At 69.8% G+C, this 16,457-nt stretch carries 17 protein-coding genes and 1 pseudogene; 12 read left to right on the top strand and 6 right to left on the bottom strand.

Annotated features, from left to right (window positions below):
* Nucleotides 1-12: 12 nt before the first annotated feature.
* The 4 genes from ACESMY_RS08785 (at nt 13) to ACESMY_RS08770 (ending at nt 2,290) form a co-directional block, all read left to right on the top strand.
* The gene (locus ACESMY_RS08785; RefSeq protein WP_372784188.1) at nt 13-174 is read left to right on the top strand and encodes a hypothetical protein; all 162 of its coding nucleotides are present in this window, start codon (nt 13-15) and stop codon (nt 172-174) included.
* A 174-nt stretch (nt 175-348) separates the two neighbouring features.
* Nucleotides 349-1,137 (top strand): SDR family NAD(P)-dependent oxidoreductase, encoded by a 789-nt coding sequence (locus tag ACESMY_RS08780; RefSeq protein ID WP_372784187.1) that lies wholly within the window; start codon nt 349-351, stop codon nt 1,135-1,137.
* Complete coding sequence (locus ACESMY_RS08775) at nt 1,137-1,637, top strand: AAA family ATPase (protein ID WP_372784186.1); 501 nt, start codon at nt 1,137-1,139, stop codon at nt 1,635-1,637. The genes ACESMY_RS08780 and ACESMY_RS08775 overlap by 1 nt, the downstream gene beginning before the upstream one ends.
* Nucleotides 1,638-1,660: 23 nt before the next feature.
* Nucleotides 1,661-2,290: a carboxymuconolactone decarboxylase family protein gene (locus ACESMY_RS08770; protein WP_372784185.1), complete on the top strand. Its 630-nt coding sequence runs from the start codon at nt 1,661-1,663 to the stop codon at nt 2,288-2,290.
* Here the strand turns inward: ACESMY_RS08770 and ACESMY_RS08765 are convergent.
* Nucleotides 2,287-2,916, bottom strand: coding sequence for a glutathione S-transferase family protein (locus ACESMY_RS08765; RefSeq protein ID WP_372784184.1), 630 nt, complete (start codon nt 2,914-2,916; stop codon nt 2,287-2,289). The genes ACESMY_RS08770 and ACESMY_RS08765 overlap by 4 nt on opposite strands.
* Before the next feature lie 70 nt (nt 2,917-2,986).
* Between ACESMY_RS08765 and ACESMY_RS08760 the strand changes: the two genes are divergently transcribed.
* From ACESMY_RS08760 to pseG, 5 genes are all read left to right on the top strand, one after another.
* On the top strand, nt 2,987-3,364 hold the full coding sequence (locus ACESMY_RS08760; RefSeq protein WP_372784183.1) for an ester cyclase: 378 nt from the start codon (nt 2,987-2,989) through the stop codon (nt 3,362-3,364).
* Nucleotides 3,365-3,595: 231 nt separating this feature from the next.
* Nucleotides 3,596-4,069: a transcription elongation factor GreA gene (gene greA / locus ACESMY_RS08755; protein WP_372784182.1), complete on the top strand. Its 474-nt coding sequence runs from the start codon at nt 3,596-3,598 to the stop codon at nt 4,067-4,069.
* A gap of 27 nt (nt 4,070-4,096) precedes the next feature.
* The gene (locus ACESMY_RS08750; RefSeq protein ID WP_372784181.1) at nt 4,097-5,095 is read left to right on the top strand and encodes a mitochondrial fission ELM1 family protein; all 999 of its coding nucleotides are present in this window, start codon (nt 4,097-4,099) and stop codon (nt 5,093-5,095) included.
* 101 nt (nt 5,096-5,196) lie between these two features.
* A complete protein-coding gene (locus ACESMY_RS08745) occupies nt 5,197-7,332 on the top strand; it encodes a beta strand repeat-containing protein (protein WP_372784180.1) in 2,136 nt (711 codons plus the stop codon).
* Between the two features lie 103 nt (nt 7,333-7,435).
* Nucleotides 7,436-8,470: a UDP-2,4-diacetamido-2,4,6-trideoxy-beta-L-altropyranose hydrolase gene (gene pseG / locus ACESMY_RS08740; protein ID WP_372784179.1), complete on the top strand. Its 1,035-nt coding sequence runs from the start codon at nt 7,436-7,438 to the stop codon at nt 8,468-8,470.
* Between the two features lie 15 nt (nt 8,471-8,485).
* Here the strand turns inward: pseG and ACESMY_RS08735 are convergent, their stop codons facing one another.
* From ACESMY_RS08735 to ACESMY_RS08720, 4 genes and pseudogenes are all read right to left on the bottom strand, one after another.
* Complete coding sequence (locus ACESMY_RS08735) at nt 8,486-9,430, bottom strand: hypothetical protein (protein WP_372784178.1); 945 nt, start codon at nt 9,428-9,430, stop codon at nt 8,486-8,488.
* A 41-nt stretch (nt 9,431-9,471) separates the two neighbouring features.
* Nucleotides 9,472-10,113: pseudogene (locus tag ACESMY_RS08730) on the bottom strand (alpha/beta fold hydrolase); the annotation flags it as partial.
* Nucleotides 10,114-10,123: 10 nt separating this feature from the next.
* On the bottom strand, nt 10,124-11,188 hold the full coding sequence (gene pseI, locus ACESMY_RS08725) for a pseudaminic acid synthase (RefSeq protein ID WP_372784177.1): 1,065 nt from the start codon (nt 11,186-11,188) through the stop codon (nt 10,124-10,126).
* A gap of 51 nt (nt 11,189-11,239) precedes the next feature.
* Nucleotides 11,240-11,437: a hypothetical protein gene (locus tag ACESMY_RS08720; RefSeq protein WP_372784176.1), complete on the bottom strand. Its 198-nt coding sequence runs from the start codon at nt 11,435-11,437 to the stop codon at nt 11,240-11,242.
* A gap of 33 nt (nt 11,438-11,470) precedes the next feature.
* On the opposite strand from ACESMY_RS08720, the gene trxB reads away from it, so the two are divergent.
* Both trxB and ACESMY_RS08710 read left to right on the top strand, forming a co-directional pair.
* The gene (trxB, locus tag ACESMY_RS08715; protein WP_372784175.1) at nt 11,471-12,484 is read left to right on the top strand and encodes a thioredoxin-disulfide reductase; all 1,014 of its coding nucleotides are present in this window, start codon (nt 11,471-11,473) and stop codon (nt 12,482-12,484) included.
* Nucleotides 12,485-12,491: 7 nt separating this feature from the next.
* Nucleotides 12,492-12,995, top strand: a complete 504-nt coding sequence (locus ACESMY_RS08710; protein WP_372784174.1) for a GNAT family N-acetyltransferase — start codon at nt 12,492-12,494, stop codon at nt 12,993-12,995.
* Here the strand turns inward: ACESMY_RS08710 and ACESMY_RS08705 are convergent.
* Nucleotides 12,990-14,150: a cell wall hydrolase gene (locus tag ACESMY_RS08705; RefSeq protein WP_372784173.1), complete on the bottom strand. Its 1,161-nt coding sequence runs from the start codon at nt 14,148-14,150 to the stop codon at nt 12,990-12,992. The genes ACESMY_RS08710 and ACESMY_RS08705 overlap by 6 nt on opposite strands.
* Nucleotides 14,151-14,389: 239 nt before the next feature.
* Between ACESMY_RS08705 and ACESMY_RS08700 the strand changes: the two genes are divergently transcribed.
* Nucleotides 14,390-16,378 (top strand): ATP-binding protein, encoded by a 1,989-nt coding sequence (locus ACESMY_RS08700; RefSeq protein WP_372784172.1) that lies wholly within the window; start codon nt 14,390-14,392, stop codon nt 16,376-16,378.
* Nucleotides 16,379-16,457 lie beyond the last annotated feature (79 nt).

The raw sequence follows: 16,457 nt of genomic DNA, 5'->3' as shown, positions 1-16,457 counted from the left end.
GGAGGTAGCCGTATGCACTCTGACCACCCGGAAGTTCATCACAAGAACAAGCATCTGGCCGAGCGTTTCGAAGGCCTGCTCGGGACCATGATGGTCGTCGCGATCGCCCTGCTGGTGATCGGCGGCGTCTACATGATCATGACCGGCGACTCGACGCCGAGCTGGATGCGCTGACGCCCTGACCGGCCGACGACGCGTTCGCCGGCCGCCATCGTCGTCCCTCTGCCGCCGGCGGTGCGCCGCGGGCCGGGAGGGATTTGTGCGTCCGACCAGACGACGCCGCATGCGAAGCGCTGGCGGCGGCCTTTGTCGTGGGCTAGGCCTCTGGAAACATCCAGGGAGGTCGTCATGGCGGGTCGCGTGCAGGGCAAGGTGGCGCTGATCACCGGCGGGGCGAGCGGCATCGGGCGTGGCTGCGCCGAGAAGCTGGCGGCCGAGGGTGCGGTGGCGGTGATCACCGACCTGCAGGACGACAAGGGGGCCGAGGTCGTGGCCGCTATCGCCAAGGCCGGCGGCAAGGCCGAATACCTGCGCCACGACGTCACCGACGAGGCCGCCTGGGCCGATGTCGTCGGCCAGGTGAAGGCCCGCCATGGCCGGCTCGACATCCTGGTCAACAACGCCGGCATCGGCATCGGCGGCTCGATCCTCGACATGACGCTGGCCGACTGGCGCAAGCAGACCGCGGTCAACCTCGACGGCGTCTTCCTGGGCGTGAAGCATTCCATCCCGCTGATGCGCGTGTCGGGCGACGGCGGCAGCATCATCAACATGTCCTCGGTGGCCGGCCTGAAGGGCGCGGCGACGCTGGCCGGCTATTGCGCCACCAAGGGCGGCGTGCGGCTCTTCAGCAAGGCCGTCGCCATGGAGTGCGCCAACGCCAAGGACGGCATCCGGGTGAACTCGGTGCACCCCGGGATCATCGAGACCCCGATCTGGCTCTCCATCATGGACACCACCAATCCAGGCGCCAACGCCCCGCCGGACCTGGACGCCATATCGACCATGGCCGTGCCGCTGGGCGTGAAGGGCTATCCGGAGGACATCGCCAACGGCGTGCTCTGGCTGGCGTCCGAGGAGAGCCGCTATGTCACCGGCTCCGAGCTGGTCATCGACGGCGGGCTTTCGGTTCGCTGATGACAGCGACCCTGAATGTGATCTTCGGGCCCTGCGGCGCGGGCAAGACCACCTACGCCCACGCCTTCGCGCGGCGGGAGAAGGCGGTGGCCTTCATCCTCGACGACTGGATGGCGCGCATGTTCGGGCCCGACATGCCTGAGCCCATCGAGTACGACTGGATGATCGAGCGGGTCGCCCGCTGCGAGGCGCAGATCTGGTCGGTGGCGGCCGGCGTCCTGGCGACCGGAACCCCGGTGATCCTGGACATCGGCCTGATGCGGGTGGCCGACCGCGCCCGGGTCCGCGAGATCGCCGAGGCCACGGACCTGCCGCTGCAGTTCCACTTCGTCGATGCGCCGCAGGAGATTCGGCGCGCCCGGGTGGCCGGCCGCAATGTGGTGCGCGGCGACAGCTTCGCCATCGAGGTCTCGCCCGACATGTTCGAGTTCATCGAGGGCGTCTACGAGCCGCCGGAGCCGGCGGAGCTGGCCGGCGCCGTGATCAGCGTCAGCGAATAGCCTCATCACCAGGAGACGTCCCCATGGGAAAGACATCCGGCCCGGTCATCGCCACCGCCTTGGGACTGGGGATCGCCGCCGGCGCGCCGGCTGAGGCCGCCGAGCGGTTCCCGACACTGACGCCCGAGCAGATGACGCCAGCCCAGCGGCAAGTGGCCGACGCCATCGTCGCCGGGCCGCGCAAGACGATGGGCGGGCCGTTCAACGCCTGGCTGCGCAGCCCTGAACTCGCCGACAAGCTGCAGCAGGTGGGCGAGCACCTTCGCTTCCACTCCAGCGTGCCGCCCAGGCTGAACGAGTTCGCGATTCTGATGACGGCGCGGGCGTGGGACGCCGACTACGAATGGTCGGCGCACTATCCGCTGGCGATGAAGGCGGGCCTCAAGCCGGCCATCGCCGCCGACCTTGCGGCCGGCAAGCGGCCCGGCGGCATGGCCGCCGACGAGGCCGCGGTCTACGATTTCGTCACCGAACTACGCCGCACGCACCGGGTCGCCGACCCGGCCTACGCCGCCGCGCACAAGGTCCTGGGCGACCAGGGGATCATCGATCTGGTGGCGCTCAGCGGCTACTACGACCTGGTCTCCATGACGCTCAACACCGCCCAGGTGGCCGCCCCCGCCGACGCGCCGAAGCTGCCGCCCGGCCGCTAGCCCACCGGGAACAGGTGCGAGGGCCAGGTGGCGTCGGCGGCGCGGTGGTAGGCTTCGCGGGCGGTCAGCCGGCCATTGTAGTCGAGCAGCACCGGCTCCTGTGGCAGGACCTTCTGGTAGAGCAGCCGCGACAGGGTCCCGCCCAGCACCACATCGGCGGCCGAGAACCGGTCGCCCAGCAGGTACTCGCGGGTCTTCAGGACGCTGCTCAGGACCTGCACCATGTCGTCGAAGGACCCGAAGCTGAAGTGGTAGCCCGGCAGGTCGATCTTCTGCTCGTGCAGGGTGGCGACCGGATCGACGACGGCGCTCGAATAGACGATCCACTTCAGGTACGGCCCGCGGTCGGCCTCGTCGATCTTCGGCGCCAGCGTCCCGTAGCCGTAGCGGTCGGCCAGATAGATGGCGATGGCGGGATTCTCGCTGACCACAACCCCCCCGTCCGTGAGCGTCGGCACCTTGCCGGCCGGGTTGAGCTTCAGGTAGGCGGGCGCTTTCTGCTCGCCCTTGCGGATATCGATGGTCTTGACGTTGAACGGGACGCCCAGTTCCTCCAGCATCCAGTAGGCCGTGAAGGCGCGGCTGGCCGGCGAATGGTAGAGGGTGATCCCGCGTGGGCTCGCCATGGGCTTGGTCTCCTCGAGCGAGGCCTTACCTAGGACGCTTGAGCCGTCGCCGCCAGTTGGAGCCCCGCCGATGCCCACCCGAGATCGCGTCCAGGCCTTCGTCGCCCTGGTCGAGCAGGCCAGGTTCGTCGAGGCGCTCGAGGAATTCTACCATCCGAACGCCACCATGCAGGACAATCAGCAGGCGCCGCGGCTGGGCCTGGAGCGGCTGATCGCCGACGAGCGCGCGACCATGGCGCGGTTCGAGACGATGAGGACCGATCCGGTGGCCGACCTCTTGATCGACGGCGACAAGGTGGCGATCCGCTGGAAATTCACCTTCACCCCGGCGGAGGGACCGCCGATGATCATGGAGGAGCTCACCCTGCAGCGCTGGGAGGGCGACCGCGTCGCCGAGGAGCGGTTCTTCTACGATCCGCGCCAGACCCGGCCGCCGGCCGTGGGGTGACCTGCCGCCGGTCACGGTCCGGTCGCAAAGCACCGGTTCTCTTCAAAGAACGGCGCGCGGCCCTTCTAACCGGCCGGGCCTCGTCCCTATATAGGGGAGGGTTCAGATAGCGCCGGTTTGGTCACCTTGCGTTTTGCGGCGCACAATTCTATCCTCTTTCCCCCCGGACGCCTGCGCCCGCGGCCGGAAACTGCGAACTTCTAACTAGGGCGAACTCGAGTCACCACCTCAATGGATAAAGTCCCGATGACCGCCGAGGGCTACCATGCCCTCGACGAAGAGTTGAAGCGTTTGAAGACCGTGGAACGGCCCGCCGTGATCGCCGCGATCGGAGAAGCGCGTCTGCACGGCGACCTCTCCGAGAACGCCGAGTACCACGCCGCCAAGGACCGCCAGGGCTGGATCGAAGGCCAGATCGCCGAGATCGAGGACAAGATGGCCCGCGCACAGGTCATCGATGTCTCGAAGCTCTCGGGCAAGCAGGTGAAGTTCGGCGCCACCGTCTCGGTGATCGACGAGGACACCGAGGAAAAGGCCCGTTACCAGATCGTCGGCGAACACGAGGCCGACGTGAAACAGGGCCGGGTCTCGATCACCTCGCCCATCGCGCGCGCCATGATCGGCAAGGAAAGCGGCGAGACCGTCGAGGTGAACACCCCCGGCGGCGTGAAGGCCTATGAGATCACCAAGGTGGAGTGGGTCTAACCCACTCTGCGATGGCCCGCCGCCTCTATGACTGAGGGCCCCTCGCCTCACCTGACCATCTGGGCCGTCTCCGACGGCCGCATCGGCATTGAGGCCCAGGTTCTGGGCCTGGCGGAAGCCGTGGCGCGGCAGCGCGCGGCGAGCGTCGTCGTGAAGCGGGTCGGCTGGAGATGGGGCCTGGGGCGCACGCCGCTCAGCCTGATCCCCTTCCCGCGTCTGGTTCTGCGCGCCGACAGCCCCATCGCCCCGCCTTGGCCGGACATCTGGATCGGCGCCGGCCGTGCGAGCCTGCCGCTGTCGCGCCGCGTCCGCCGCTGGTCGGGCGGCCGCACCTTCGTCGTCCAGACCCAGGACCCGCGCCGTGGCCTGGCCGCCTTCGACCTCGTCGTCCCGCCGGTCCACGACGCCCTGACCGGCCCCAACGTCTTCCCCATCGTCGGCGCCCCGAACCGGATGAGCGCCCAGGGCTTCGCCAGGGACCTCGCCCACTTCCGGCCGCAGATCGATCCCCTGCCGGCGCCGCGGGTGGCGATGATCGTCGGCGGCAAGTCCCGATCCCACGACCTGCGGCCCGAGCGCGCGCGCGCCATGGCCGCCGAGGTGGCCGCCGCGGTGCAGGCGATCGGCGGCTCGCTGCTGGTCAGCTTCACCCGCCGCACGCCGGAACCCGCGCGCCGGATCCTGACCGAGGGCCTGGCCGCCGTGCCGGGCTGGATCTGGGACGGCCAGGGCGACAACCCCTACTTCGCCTTCCTAGCGGCGGCCGACAGCATCCTGGTCACCGAGGACTCGACCAACCTCGCCACCGACGCGGCGACCACCGGCAAGCCGATCCATGTGCTGTCGATGGACGGCGGCGGCCGCAAGTTCGACCGGTTCCACCAGGACCTCAGGCGCCGCGGTATCGCACGGCCGTTCACCGGCAGCCTTGCGGCGTGGCGCTATCCGCCGCTGGACGAGACCAATCGCGCGGCCGCCGAACTGCTGCGGCGCTTCGATGCACGGCGAGCGGCGTCATCGATCTGAGGCCTTGTTGCCTCATGGTAAACGCGGCGGCGGTTTAGCAAGACTTTGGCAACATCATCGCGGCATGGTGACGCTAATTCTTCCGAGTCGGGGGCCCTGACGTGGCGAACTTCTTCTTCGATCAAATGACCCAGGCGCAGGCCGCCGGGTACCTGCAAGCCAACGACGTGCTGGTGTTCACCAGCGGCACGGCGAGTCAGGCGACGGTCGTCTTCAATCCGCTGACGGTCAACACGTTGCCGAGCGTCACCCTGATCTACAACGGCAACAGCGTGACCTTCGGGGACGACCCGACGGTGATCCGCGGCCAGTCGCTCACCCTCTTCCCCGACGGCTCCAAGCTCTACATCGGCCTGACCACCAACGACACGGTGGTCGGCACCACCGGCGCGGACGGCCTGTTCGGCGGCGACGGCAATGACACCATGGGCGGCGCGGGCGGCAACGACCTGCTGCAGGGCAACCAGGGCGACGACAGCCTGAACGGCGGCGCGGGCTTCAACACCATCTATGGCGGCCAGGGCAACGACACCATCGACCTGGCCGGCGGCGGCGGCGCGACCAGCACCAACTTCGCCCAGGGCAACCTCGGCAGCGACACCATCACCGGCAGCTCCAACGCCGACACGATCCTGGGCGGCAAGGACGACGACAACCTGTCCGGCGGCAACGGAAACGACTTCCTGAACGGCAACCTCGGCAACGATACGGTCGTGGGCGGCACGGGCAACGACAACGTGTTCGGCGAGGACGGCGACGACAACCTGTCCGGCGGGGCCAGCGGCAACGACACGATCAACGGCGGGATCGGCAACGACACGATCTCCGCGGGCAGCGGCAACTCGTCCATCGACGCCGGCGACGGCAACGACAAGGTCACCCAGTCGGGCGCCGGCAACGATTCGATCATCCTGGGCGCCGGCAACGACACCTTGAGCACCGCCGGCGGCAACGACACCATCGACGGCGGCACGGGAAACAACACGATCAACGTGGCCGGGGGCGGCAACAACAACATCAACACCGGAATCGGCGACGACACCGTCACCGCGGGCTCCGGCAATGATGTGATCGTCGTCAGCGACGGGACCAACGTCGTCAACGCCGGCGCAGGCGCCAACATCGTCATCTCCGGCATCGGCAACGACGCCATCACGACGGGCGCCGGCAACGACAGCATCTCGTCGAGCACCGGCGACGACACCATCGCGGCCGGCGGCGGCACAGACACCATCGACGCCGGCAGCGGCAACGACGTCCTGAGCTTCACGGGCGGAGGCTCGGTCAGCGCGGGCGATGGCGACGACACGGTCAGCGGCTCGACCGCCGCAAGCACGATCGACGGCGGCGCGGGCAACGACAACATCTCGTCCGGCGGCGGCTCCGACTCCCTCACGCTCGGCGAAGGCAACAACACCCTGGTCGACTCCGGCGGGGCCAACACGGTCTCGGGCGGGGCCGGCAACGACACGGTGACCATCACCGGCTCGACCGGCGACCACATCGCGCTCGGCGACGGAACCAACGTCCTCTCCGACACCGGCACCGGGCCCGACGTCGTCACCTCCGGCTCCGGCGGCGACACCATCACCCTGGTCGGCTCAAACAACGACAGCGTCTCATCGGGCGCCGGCAACGACGTGATCTCCAGCGGCGGCGGCAACGACCTGATCGACGCCGGCGCGGGCAACGACTCCATCACCTTCACCGGCGCGGGCGGGATCCAGGGCGGCGACGGCGACGACACCATCAGCGGCAGCGGCGGCCTGGCTTCGGTCATCGACGGCGGCGCCGGCAGCGACTCGATCGTCGGCACCGGCGCCGGCGACACCATCACCGGTGGCGCGGGCAACGACACCATCACCGGCGCCGGCGGGCACGACGTGCTCTCGGGCGGCGGTGGCACGGATAACTTCGTGTTCGCCTCCGGCTCGTCGCCCGTGGCTGGCGGCTCCACGGGGGTCGCGACGATTACAGACTGGAACTCGACGGATCACCTGGACTTCGCGATCACACCGACCGCGTTCCACACCGACGCGACGGGGACGAGCTTCGCTGACGCCCTTACCAAGGCCAACGCGATGTTCGTGACCAACGCCGGCGAGGACGTCGCCGTCGTGCAGGTCGGCGCCGACATCATCGTCTTCGTCGACACCAACAACAATAACGTGGCGGATGACGCGGTGATCCTCACGGGCCGCGCGCTGACCGACATTTCGGGTAGCAGCATCATCTGACGCTCGGCCACAATATCGACGTGCGGGGCCGCTCTTCGGAGCGGCCCTTTGCATTTGCGCCTAGGGTTGGCACGGTTGAGTCGTCCGGAGGCCCGCGGCGGATATGAGCAGCCCCAACATCCTGTTCGTCGTCGACGCCGGTCCTGCGGTGGGCGGCGGCCATGTCATGCGTTCGCTGACCCTGGCCGGGGTGCTGGACGCGCAGGGCGCCAGCTGCAGGTTTATCGCGCCGCCCGCGGCCGCGGCGATGCTGGCGGTGTTCGCACCGGACCGCGCCCAGGTCCCGGCAGCCTCCGCCGCGCCGCGGGACCTGGCCGAGGCGGTGGCCGGCGAAACCTACGACGCGATCGTGTTCGACCACTACGGCCTCTCCGCCGCCGATCATCGGACCATGGCCCAGGGCCACCCCGTGCTGGTCATCGACGACCTGGCCGACCGGCCGCTCGGCGCGGACCTGATCCTGGACTCCGGCCCGGCGCGCCGCCCGGAGGACTATGAGGGCCTGATCGATGAGGGCGCGCAGCTGCTGCTCGGCCCCCACTACGCCCCGGTGCGGGCCGAGTTCGCGACCCTGCGCGACACAGCCCTGGCCTGGCGCGGCGAGCCGGTGGGCCGGGTGCTGGTGTCGCTTGGCCTCACCGACCTCGACGGCGTCACCGCGCGCGTGGTCGACCGCCTGCGGCCGCGGATCGGCGAGGCGGGTCTCGATATCGTCCTGGGGGCCGAGGCGCCGAGCCTCGCCGGCCTCAGCAAGATCGCCAAGCGCGACACCCGCGTCACGCTCCACGTCGACAGCTTGCACATGGCCCGGCTGACCGCCGAGGCCGATATCGCGGTGGGCGCTGCGGGATCCTCGACCTGGGAGCGCTGCACGCTCGGCCTGCCGACCCTGATGCTGGTGCTGGCGGAGAACCAGCGTGGCGCCGCCACGGCGCTGGCCGAGCGCGAGGCGGCCCTGGTGGTCGACGTCGCCGCCCCCGACTACGAGGCCGCCTTCGACCGGGCGCTGATGCGGCTGATGACCGACGCCACGCTCCGCCGTCAGCTGGCTGCGAGCAGCGCCGCGCTCTGCGACGGACAGGGCGGCCCGCGGGTCGGCGAGGCGTTCCTGAAGCTGGTCGCCGAGCGCGCCGGCTAAGGCGGCCCTGCCCGACTAGGCTTGGTTGACCGTATTGCGCTTGACCGCGGCCGAGCCGTCGGCGGCGAGATCCGCGCGGGTGTCGGAGAGGCTCAAGGGGCCCTCCAGCTTGGCGTTGACGGCGTCGAGGCCGGTCGGGCCCTTGTGGCGGCGGGCGACGAGATAGCGCAGCGAGATGCGCTCATGATCGGCGGCGTCCGGCTGGGTGCCGTGCAGGGTGCAGGCGTGCCAGATGGCCGCGAAGCCGGTATCGCCGGTCAGGATGTGCTGGCGGGCCACCACCTCGCCGTGGTCGCCGTTCTGGTAGAGCCAGTCGGTGTCGCCGATGCGGGTCAGGTTGTGCGGGAAGACCGAGCCGCCGAGCTTGTGGCTGCCCTCCAGGAGATAGAGCGGGGCGTCGGAGCGGGTCACCGGATGCAGGTAGACGTAGAGCGTGAGGAAGTCGGCCTCGCGCTGCTTGTAGTCGATCAGGTCCTGGTGGAAATCGATGCCGTAGAAGTAGGTGATGTCGCGGTATTGCGGGCGGACATAGGCGCCGAGGTTGTTCACCGGGTTGCCGAGGATCCGCTTGCGGAGCCAGTCCGGCACCGAGGCCGCGGGCACGCCGCAGACCACCTTCTTGTTGAGGATCTCATAGTCGGGGCCGAGCAGCGCGGTGATGCCGTCCACGAGCTGCGGCGCCTTTTCGACGAAGCCGAGCCCATCCTCGAGCCGCTCCAGGAGGTTGCGGCCGGGGCGCGGATTGACGCCGGTGTATTGCGGGTCGGCGTCGAACTCCGCCTCGGAAAGGAACAGGCTCGACCCGAAGTCGCGGGTCTGGCGAATGCGGGCCAGGAGGTCGGCGCAGGCGCGTGGGTCCACCGGATCGGCGAACAGGTGCGCCCCGTCGCGGATGAAGTCCCCGACCACCGTCTCGGCGAGCGTGGGCGAAAGGTCGCGCGGCTTCGGCATGGCGTTCATCGGATTGTCTCCCGCATCGCGGAAGCAGGCCGCGATTTGGCTTAATCTGTCCTTACCACGGCCGCCGATTGCGGCGGTTTACGCACCTGCGCGACCAGATCCCGGATCACCGAGACGATAGCGGCCGGGTCGTCGCGCTGGATGAAGTGCCCGCTGGCGTCCAGCTGCGTGACGGCCACGTTCCGCGAAAGGCCGGCAAGCCGCCCTTGCAGCCCCCGCCAGAGCGACTGCAGGTGCGGCCGGGCGACATCGGGAACGCCGGGCATGTGAAGATAGGTCCCGGCGGTCATCACCCGCAGGGGCAGGTCATCCAGCGAGGTGACCTGGTGGCCCTCGCGTTGGCTCGTCAGGAAGTCGATCCCTTCCGTCGTCGAGGCCGGGTCGCGCCAGCCGGTGGTCCAGAAGGCGCGGATGCTCTTCAGCTGTTCGGGGTCGTCGGGCGCGGGGGGCGGAAAGAGCGGCCCGAAGACCTCGAACTGATCCTCGTGCATCGAGTCCACCAGCACCAAACCCGCCACCTCATCGCGATGATGATAGGCGAACAGGCGCATCAGCAGGCCGCCGTAGGAATGACCGACCAGGACGTAGGGTCCGGGCTCGTCGGCGCGGCGCAACAGGTCGCGAAGCTCGGCGACCATGTCCATGGCGGAGCGCGGGGTCCGTTGGCGATGGCGGCCGCGCGGTCCATGGCCTCTAGGCCAGCATGTCCCAGGCCAGCGGTTCGCCGCGGGTCAGGTCCCGCGACGCCGCGCGGCCGAGCACCGCCTCGAAATCGGCCGGCGGCAGGCCGTTGCCCGGCCGCACAGAGCGGACATTGGCCCGCGTCAGGGGTTCGCCTGCGCGGACGTCGGCGGTGACATAGAGCGAGCGCCGGAACTGACGGTTGGCCCGCTCCGAGCCCAGCAGGTCGTAGTGGGCGCGGCCGAGCGCGGTCCAGGCGTCCTTCGTGTCGCGGACCAACGCGGTGAACTCGCCAGGCTCCAGGCTGAACGCGGCGTCCGGGCCGCCGTCGGCCCTGGCGAGGGTGAAATGCTTTTCGATGACGCTGGCCCCCATGGCGATCGCCGCCACCGAGGCCGCCGTGCCGTGCGTGTGGTCGGAGAGCCCGACCGGCGAGGCGAAGCGCTGGGCCATGTCGGCCACCGTGCGGACATTGGCGTCGGCGAGTTCGGCCGGGTAGCTCGAGACGCAATGGAGCAGCACCACGCCCGCCGCGCCCGCCTCGAGCGCCGCGGCGCGGGCCGCCTCGATTTCGGCGAGGTTGGCCATGCCCGTGGAGATGATTAGCGGCTTGCCCTGTTTGGCCGCATAGCGGATCAGCGGCAGGTCGACGGCCTCGAAGGAGGCGATCTTGTAAGCGGGCGCGCCAAGGCCCGCGAGCAGGTCGACGGCGGTCTCGTCGAACGGACTGGAGAACAGGGTGACGCCCCGCTCGGCGGCGCGGGCGAAGAGCGCGGCGTGCCATTCGTAGGGCGTCTGGGCCTCGCGGTAGAGTTCGTGCAGGCTGCGCCCGTCCCAGAGGCCGCCGGTGATCCTGAACTCCGGCCGGTCGACGTCGAGAGTGATGGTGTCGGCCGTGTAGGTCTGGATCTTGATCGCATCGCAGCCGGTGGCCGCGGCCGCGTCGATCATGATCAGCGCCCGCTCGAGGCTGCCGTTGTGGTTCCCCGACAGCTCACAGATCACATAGGGCGGATGGTCCGCGCCGATCCGGCGGCCGGCGATTTCGACTTCGGGCGGGGCGGGAATGGCGCTCATCGGCGGCCAGTCTAGCTCCGGCCGCTGAAACGCGCGTTAACTAAGCGCGCCTCAGAGCAGCGGCGGGCTGGATTCCAGACTGAGGGATTTCGGCTTGGTTCCGGCGAGCACGCCGAGGGCGACCCCCGTGCCGAGGCCCACCATGGCCACGGCCGTGAAGAACCGCAGGCCCAGGCCCAGCGCCAGGCCGACGCCGACCGCGCCGCCCACCAGCGCGACCACCCCGACCGTCTTCAGTTCGTCCTGCATGCGCCGCTCCAGAATCTCGCCTACATAAGGGGTATGTCTGAGGATCGTTCCGAGCCCCGTTCTGTCCGCTGCCTGATCGTTGGATCCGGCCCGGCAGGCTACACCGCCGCGGTCTATGCCGCGCGCGCCTTGTTGAACCCCGTGCTGATCCAGGGGATCCAGCCCGGCGGCCAGCTGACCATCACCACCGACGTCGAGAACTATCCCGGCTTCGCCGACGTCATCCAGGGGCCCTGGCTGATGGAACAGATGCAGGCCCAGGCCGAGCATGTGGGCACCGAGGTCGTCAACGACATCGTGCTCTCCGCCGACCTGTCGAAGCGGCCGTTCCGGCTGACCACGGACTCCGGCCAGGTCTGGCTCGCCGAGACCCTGATCATCGCCACTGGGGCTCAGGCCAAGTGGCTGGGCCTGCCGTCCGAGCAGCAGTTCCAGGGCTTCGGGGTGTCGGCCTGCGCCACCTGCGACGGCTTCTTCTACCGCGGCAAGGAGGTCGTGGTGGTGGGCGGCGGCAACACCGCGGTCGAGGAGGCCCTCTTCCTCACCAACTTCGGCTCGAAGGTCACGGTCGTGCACCGGCGCGACGAATTCCGCGCCGAGAAGATCCTGCAGGAGCGGCTCTTCCATCACCCCAAGATCGAGGTGATCTGGAACAACGCCATCGACGAGGTGATCGGCGGGAGCGATCCCATGGGGGTCACCGGCGTGAGGCTGAAGGACGTGAAGACCGGTGAGACCAAGGTCGTCCCCTGCGACGGCGTGTTCATCGCCATCGGCCACGCGCCGGCCTCGGAGCTGTTCAAGGGCCAGCTGGAGATGGACGCCGCGGGCTACCTGCAGGTGAAGGCCGGCAGCGCGGCGACGGCGATCGAAGGGGTCTATGCGGCCGGCGACGTCACCGACGACATCTACCGCCAGGCGGTGACCGCGGCCGGTATGGGCTGCATGGCGGCGCTCGAAGCGGTCCGGTTCCTCGCCGAGGAGGACCACCGCAAGGCGCATCACCCGATCAGCCACCACGAGGCCGAAAAGATCGGGGTCTGGTAGGTCGCCGATGATCCGCCACGCCAGGACCGCCGACCATCCCGCGATCGAAGCGGTCCTGCAGGCGGCCTTCGGGCGCGGCGATGAGGGCCGGTTGGTCAGCCGCCTGCGCGCCGACGGCGACGTGGCGTTCGAACTGGTCGCGGAGGAGGCCGGCGAGGTTGTCGGCCACATCCTCTTCAGCCGGCTGTGGGCCGATCGGCGGGAGCTCTACGCGGGCCTCGCGCCCCTGGCGGTGCTTCCCGGACGGCAGAAAAGCGGGCTGGGCTCGGCCCTGGTCCGCGCCAGCCTGGAGACCGCGCGAGAGTTCGGCTGCCACGGGATCCTGGTGCTGGGCGATCCCGCCTACTATGGCCGTTTCGGCTTCTCGGCGGGGGCCGCCGCGGGGGTCGGCGCGCCCTATCGGGGCCTCGCCGGCTTCCAGGCGCTGGCGCTCGAGGACCACGCCTTCGCCGGGGAGATGAGCGTCAGCTATCCGGACGCCTTTTCCGACGCGCCGTCGGAGCCTCTATAGGCCCGGCAGATTGGCCGCGACCTCGGCCTTGGGGCCGGGCGTCGACTTGGCCGGCGCGGGGCTCGCGGACTGCGGCGTGGGCTCCAGCCCCTTTTCCATGGTCGCCAAGCTGTCGTTGATCCGCTTCACTTCATCCGCCGTCGGCTGGCGGCGGGGCGCATAGAGCGCGCCCAGCACCCGCGTGCGCTCATTGCCCGGCGCTCCGGGATCGGCGACCGTGTAGGTGCGCAGTTCACCCGCGACGGCAAGCGTGATCTGGTGCGTCGCCGGGCCTCCGCCCTGGGTGCGCGGGTCGAGGCTGGCCAGGAGCTCGGGCGAAAGGTCCGCCTCGCGGCCGGCATAGCGGCCGTTGAAGGCCGGCGGCTCACCCCATGGGCCGGTCCAGCGATAGAAGATGTGCTGCCCCACCTGGGTCATCTTGACCAGCGTCGGGGCCCAGTACGGCACGACATAGGCCGCGTGGTAGTGGGTGGCCGATCCCACGTCCTTGTCGACGAAACCCGCCAGCGCGCGCCGGGCGACGTCCTGCGCCTGACGCCAGAGCGTCGGCTGCGGCGCCCAGCGTAGCGCGCCGTCGCAGGTGAAGGTGAACTGGCAGCCGGTGGGCCGGGCCGAGCCCTGATAGACCACGCCGCAGATCGACTTCGGATAGGCGGGGTGCCGCACGCGGTTCAGCACCACCTGGGCCACCGCCTGCTGGCCGCGCACCGGCTCGCGGGCCGCCTCGAAATAGATCGCCTGGGTCATGCAGTGGAGCGCACGCGCGCTGTCGTCGGGGTCGGCGTTCAGCACGAACGGGCGCATCGGACGGATCGGCAGGCCGGCGAAGGGCCGCAGGTTGTTCACCGCGACGGCCCCATCCCCCTCCTGGGTCGCAAAGCCGAGGTCGGGAACCTCTCTCAGGTCGAGGTTCGACCAGCCTTGCGGCCGTCCCCAGGTGTCGGCACGGCGAAGGCCCGGATCGTGGCGCCGGGCGAGATCGCGGATCGCGGGATCGAACCTGGCGGTGATGGCGATGAGCATCGGGTCCGAGAGGCCCTGCGCGGTCAGGGCCGGCGCCGGCGCAGTCACAGGCTTGGACGCCGGCGCGCAGGCGCAGAGCGCGGCCGCCGCCATGGCCGTCGCCAGGCCGGCGCGGCGCCATATGTCGAACAACCTGCGGATCTCGTCGTCTTCCCTTTTCCTCGCGACCGGCGGGCCTAGCGCCGGTACTGGACCATCGTGGGGCCGCAAACCGGCCAAAAGTTGAACAAGCTGCGCCGGAGCGCGTTGAGACCGGCATCCTGGCCGCGGGGGTCAGGGTTCATATCCCCGGTTGCGCCCTGTCGCCAGCACTCCCATTCTGGCGCGGGGTAGGCCGGGCTTGCAGACATCGTGCCGGAGACGCTTCGAGTATGACGCCGTCCGAGTGGCCGCTACGCTTCATTCCCCGCCGTTCCCCGCCCCTCTGGCGGGCCGCCCTCATCACCCTGACGGCCTTTGCGGGCGCGATCCTGATCCGCGGCCTGCTGCTTGGGTTCGACAACGCCTGGGGCCTCTCAGCCACCTATTTCCCCGCCTTCATCGTGGCGACGCTTTACGCCGGACCCCGCTGGGGCTGGGCCTCGCTGATCGTCACGATTGTGATCGGCTTCTTCGGCGCGACGATCACGGTGTCGACCGTCTCGCGCGACGCTGTGATCATCCAGTTCGCGCTGTCCGGCGTGGCTACGGTGCTGGTCGCCGCGGCGCTCCGCGAGGCCCTGTTGCGGCTCGACGAGGCCAAGGCCGCCGAGGCGGCGGTGCAGGCCGACCTGGTAGCCACCGAGGCCCGGTTCCGCGTCCTGGCCGATAGCGCTCCGGTGCTGATGTGGGTTTCGGACCTCACGGGCGCCCGGGAATTCGTCAACCGCGCCTACCTGGACTTCCTCGGCCTCGACTATGACACCGCGCTGGGCTTCGACTGGCGCGGCCTGATCCATCCGGACGACCTCGACCGCATCGCCGCCGAGGAGCGGACCGCCCTGACCACGGGCGGCGACTTCATCTGGGAAGCCCGCTACCGCCGCAGCAATGGCGAGCACCCATGGATCCGCTCCGTCTCCCAGCGGCGCTACCTGCCGACCGGCGAGCTCACCGGCTACATCGGCGTCGGCTACGACATCAGCGACGCCAAGCGCGCCGAGGCCGACCTCAAGCGGATCAACGATCTCCTGGCCGAACGGGTGCAGGCCGCGCTCGCCGAACGCGACCAGGCCGAGGCCGCCCTGGTGCGGGCCCAGAAGATGGAGGCCGTCGGCCAGCTGACCGGCGGGGTCGCCCACGATTTCAACAATCTGCTGACGGTGATCATCGGCGCCCTCGACCTGATCCAGCGCCATCCCGCCGATGAGGCCCGGCGCGAGCGGATGATCGAGGCTGCGCAAGGCGCGGCCCGGCGCGGCGAGCGGCTGACCCAGCAGCTCCTCGCGTTCTCGCGGCGCCAGGCCCTGAAGCCCGAACTGGTCTGCGTCGACGACATCCTGGCCGAGAGCGAGCCCCTGTTGCGCCGCGCGGTCGGCGAGGCGGTGACGCTGACCGTGGCCCCTGGCGCACCGCAAGCGGTGAGCAACGTCGACCCCAGCCAGTTCGAAGCGGCGGTGATGAACCTGGTGGTCAACGCCCGCGACGCCACCCCGCCCGGCGGCGGCATCCGGGTGGAAAGCCACCTCTGCACCCTGACCGCCCGGGAGGCGGAAGACGCTCCGCCCGGCGAGTACCTCTGCGTCTCGGTGCACGACACCGGCGAAGGCATGGACAGCGAGACCGCGGCCCGGGTGTTCGAGCCCTTCTTCACCACCAAGGAGCCGGGGCGCGGCACCGGTCTGGGTCTGAGCCAGGTCTATGGCTTCGCCCGCCAGAGCGGCGGCGCGGCGGTCGTGGAAAGCGCGCCGGGCAAGGGCGCCACTGTCCGTGTCTACCTGCCGCTCGCCGGGGCCGGCGCTAGGCGCGCGCAGACCGCCGTGGAGGCTCCCGCGGCGCGGGGGCCGGCCCGCAGGGTGCTGCTGGTAGAGGACGACGCCAGCGTCGGTGAGATGGTCGAGGCCATGCTGACGGACCTGGGGCACGAGGTGGTGCGCGCCGAGGCTGCCGCGCCGGCCCTGAAGATCCTCAAGCGCCGCGAACGGATCGACCTGCTACTCACGGACCTGATCATGCCGGGCGGGGTGAACGGCGTGGAACTCGCGCACAAGGCGGTGGAGATGCGCCCCGGCCTGCCGGTGATCCTCACCTCCGGCTACACCGGCGAGACCCTGGGGGCCGCGACCGAGGCGCCGTGGCCCCTACTCGCCAAGCCCTACCCCGCCGAGGCCCTCGCCGCCGTCATCGAGGCGGTGATGGGAAAGGCTCCGGAAGCCGTCTAGGCGCCCTTTTCGCTTCCGAGACTTGCGAAATGTCCGGATGGGTCTATATGTCCCTTACCGGTTATGCTCGGATTGAGCA

The organism is Phenylobacterium sp. (assembly GCF_041691455.1).
Taxonomy (GTDB): Bacteria; Pseudomonadota; Alphaproteobacteria; order Caulobacterales; family Caulobacteraceae; genus Phenylobacterium.
This window is presented reverse-complemented; position numbering and strand designations above follow the sequence as displayed.